1 protein-coding gene is annotated in these 3,844 nt (G+C 65.5%); it reads left to right on the top strand.

The window, feature by feature from the left end; genetic code table 11:
- Positions 1–445 precede the first annotated feature (445 nt).
- Complete coding sequence (locus DD559_RS20000) at positions 446–3,589, top strand: PAS domain S-box protein (protein WP_206364595.1); 3,144 nt, start codon at positions 446–448, stop codon at positions 3,587–3,589.
- The last annotated feature ends 255 nt before the right edge of the window (positions 3,590–3,844 follow it).

Genomic DNA, 3,844 nt, shown 5'->3' with positions numbered 1-3,844 from the left:
CATATTGAGAACATTGTGGAAATCTGCGGAAAGCTGCGATAAAATCGCGGTTGACAGTCCCGTGTTTTCTCATTTTGTTCCACCAAGGCCCGCGAGAAGTGGGCCACGAATCGGTAGACCACGGGCCTCGCAGGAGTCGTGGCCCACCATGCTAACCGTCGTTGAAATCCGTGCGCTCAAGCCCCGCGATCGCCCGTTCAAGGTGTCGGACGACGGCGGCGAAGAAAGCGTCCGGCAAGGTCGGCGGCAAGAACAAGAATGAGACGTGACGCAGCCTTGGTAGCCTCGGCGTCCAGGCAGCCAGTCACCGACAAGTTGTGAGATATTCTGAGGTTCACGACCACCCCGGCGATGAATGCGGTTGGCTAGTTGAGGGGGGCTCTCGGCACGAAGAAAATCCGGTGCGTTCGGTAGCACCAACACGGCATTGGGGCGTTCTACCCTTATGGATGACCTCGAAGAACTGATGCGACGTCAGCAGGCACTGGCCGACTTTGGCGACTTCGTGCTCGATCATGAAGACCTCGACCAGATCCTCACCGAAGGGTGCCGCCTGGTCGCCCGGGCGCTCGGCACCGATCTGGCGAAGGTCATGGAAATCGAGCATGATGCCCAAACGGCGTTCGTGCGCGCCGGCATTGGCTGGCGCGCAGGAGTCGTCGGCGGGGCGCATGTGCGATTGGATGATCGCTCCTCCGAAGCCTATGCGATCGCGCAGCAAGTGCCGGTGATCACCAACGACATCGTCCACGAAACCCGGTTCGTCTTCCCGCCGTTCCTGTGCGACCATGGCGTGCGCGCGCTGGTCAACGTGCCGATCCTGCTGCCCGGGCGCAGGCCATGGGGCGTGCTGCAGGTCGATGCCCGCGCGCCACGCGGGTTCGACGAGCGGAGCATCCAGTTCCTCAAGACCTATGCGATGGTGCTCGGCCCGGTGATCGATCGTCTGCGGGTCGCGGCGGACCGCGAGCAGGCGCTGATGGGCCAGCGCGAGCGCGAAGAGCGGCTGCAACTGGTGACGGACGCCATGCCCGGCCTGATCGCCTATATCGACAAGGAGCATCGCTACCGCTTCGCCAATCGCCGCTACGAGGAATGGTTCGGCCTGCCGACGGGGACGATCCTCGGCCGGCATTTGCGCGAGGTGCTTGGGGAAGCCGCGTTCGATCGCGTCCGCCCGCATGCGGATGTTGCGCTCTCGGGCAGGCGCCACCGCTTCGAGGCCGAGGTTGCGTTCAAGCTGGGCGGCACGCGGCACGTCCAGTCCGAGTTCGTGCCGGATCTGCTGGAGGACGGGTCGGTCGCAGGCTATTACTCGCTTGTACTCGATGCCACGGCCAGCCGGGAGGCGGAACTGGCGCTGCGCGAAAGCGAGGCACTGCGCGGCCTGGCCCTGGAAAGCGGCGGCATGGGTGCGTGGCGGTGGGACACGCGGGCGCACACGGTGCATGCCGACGCCGTGGTCCAGAAGCTGTGGGGCGTCTTCGCTGCCCAGCAGCCCCACGCCGTGGCGCTCTATGCCGGCATGATGGATGCCGAGGGGCTGGCCTGGCTGGAAAGCGGGATGGCCGAGCAGGCCATCCCGGGTGAGTCCTTCGGCACGCGCATGCAGGTCGCCCATGGTCGCAACGCCGGGCGGTGGGTGCAGCTGCGCGGCAAGGCGGATATCGAACGCCCGTGGATCATCAATGGCGTGACCTTCGACGTGACCGAGCAGGTTGTGGCCGAACAGGAACTCGCCCGGTACCGTACCGCTCTCGAACAGCAGGTCCAGCAACGCACCACGGAACTCCAGGCGAGCCGTGACCTGCTTCAGGCGACCATGGACGCCTCGACAGACATCATCCAGGTGTTCGAAGCCGAGCGGGATGCTACCGGCGCCATCGTCGATTTCCGCTGGGTGTTGACCAACCGCGAAGTCGAGCGGCGGTTCGGACAAGTCGTCGGCAAAACGCTTGTTGCCTGCAATCCCGGGGTGCGTGTGGATGGAATCTTCGAGGCGTTCGAGCGCGTCACGGAAACCGGCACGCCCGAGCGCGCCGAACATCACTATGCCCATGAGCAGTTCGATGGTTGGTTCTACCAGTCGGCGGTCAAGCTCGGCGACGGGGTCGCGACCACCACGACGGATATCACCGAATGGAAGGCGGCCCAGGCCGATCTCCTGCGCCTGCGCGATCAGGTCGCGCAGGCGGAGCTTCGCGCCAGCGAGGAGCGCTTCCGCCTCCTCGTCGAATCGGTGCGCGACTATGCGATTTTCACCATGGATCGCGAGGGGATCGTCACTTCCTGGCCGGCGGGTGCCGTTGCCGTCTATGGCTGGTCCGCAGAGGATATGATCGGTCAGTCGGTCGACCGCACCTTCGTGCCCGAAGACGTGGCGGATGGTGCTCCGCAATGGGAGCGCGCAATCGCCGCGCGCGACGGGGCAGCGCCGAATGTCCGCTGGCACCGGCACAAGGGCGGCTCCCGCATCTTCATCGATGGCTCGACCCAGCCGCTATTCGGGGCGGACGGAGAGATTCGCGAGTTCATCAAGATCGGTCAGGATGTGACCGAGGTAAGGCGGGTGCACCAGGCCCTGGCCGAAAGCGAGGAGCGACTGCGCGCCGCCGTCGATGTGGGACGGCTCGGCCTCTGGGACTGGAACGTGACCTCCGGCGAAGTGCACTGGTCCGACGAGCATTTTCGCATGGAGGGATACGCCGTCGGGGAAGTGACGCCTAGCTACGAGGCCTGGGCGTCGCGCGTTCATCCAGAGGACCGCGCCGAAACAGAAGCGGCGCTACAGGACGCGCGGGACAAGAAGCGGGAGTTCACGAGGGAGTTCCGCGCGGTGCATCCCGACGGCTCGGTGCACTGGCTGTCGGGCAGGGGACGATTCTTCTACGACGCGGAGGGCAATGCCGTGCGCATGATCGGGGCGATGGTGGAAACGACCGAGCGGCGCGAATGGGAGGAGCGGCAGCAGGTCCTCATCGCCGAACTCCAGCACCGCACCCGCAACCTGATGGGCGTGGTGCGATCCATGGCCGACAAGACAGCGCAGGCGAGCAGCGATTTCGACGAATTCCGCAGCCGTTTCGGCGATCGGCTGGAAGCCCTGGCCCGCGTGCAGGGGTTGCTCTCGCGGCTGAACGAGCATGATCGGGTCACCTTCGACGAACTGATCGAAACGGAGCTGGCGGCGATGGGCGCCGCCGGGGAGCGCATTCGGCTGGAAGGCCCCAGGGGCATTCGCCTGCGCTCTTCGACGGTGCAGACGCTCGCGCTCGCGCTCCACGAACTGGCGACCAACGCCGTAAAATATGGCGCGCTGGGGCAGGCTGACGGACGCCTAGCCGTCACCTGGCACCTGGTTGAGGATGCCGCGAGCGGGCGCCCCTGGCTGCACATTGAGTGGCGCGAAGCCGGAGTCGAGATGCCGTCCCCGGCCGTGAATCCCCGCGGTGGCGGGCAGGGGCGCGAATTGATCGAACGCGCCTTGCCCTATCAGCTGGGCGCGCGAACCAGCTACGTGCTGGGCGCGAATGGAGTCCATTGTACCATTGTGATCCCGGTATTCTCCAGGCCGCCGAAAGGAAGCTGAGCATGCCCCATGTCCCCCTCGAAGGCCGCCGCCAGTTCGTGATCGTCGGCCAGGTGCCGAAGGGCGACGCGATGCCGGCGTGGTCGGGGTAAAGCCGGCCTGCGCTGTGCAGCACGCAATCGACCTGATCCTTGCCGACACTGCGTGCGGTGCGGCCCCGGCCTAAAAAACGTTAAGGACAGGCGGGTGGGGTTTCGTCACTATGGCTCCCGGTCTCTCGCCTAGCGGAGGTGCTTTGTCGATGCAGCAGTTACC

The organism is Sphingomonas pokkalii (assembly GCF_003096275.1).
GTDB classification, from domain to species: Bacteria; Pseudomonadota; Alphaproteobacteria; order Sphingomonadales; family Sphingomonadaceae; genus Sphingomonas; species Sphingomonas pokkalii.
This window is presented reverse-complemented; position numbering and strand designations above follow the sequence as displayed.

What these genes read in the sequence shown, in the direction of transcription:
- DD559_RS20000 (WP_206364595.1), top strand. Translation starts at nt 446, where the DNA reads ATGGATGACCTCGAAGAACTGATGCGACGTCAGCAGGCACTGGCCGAC.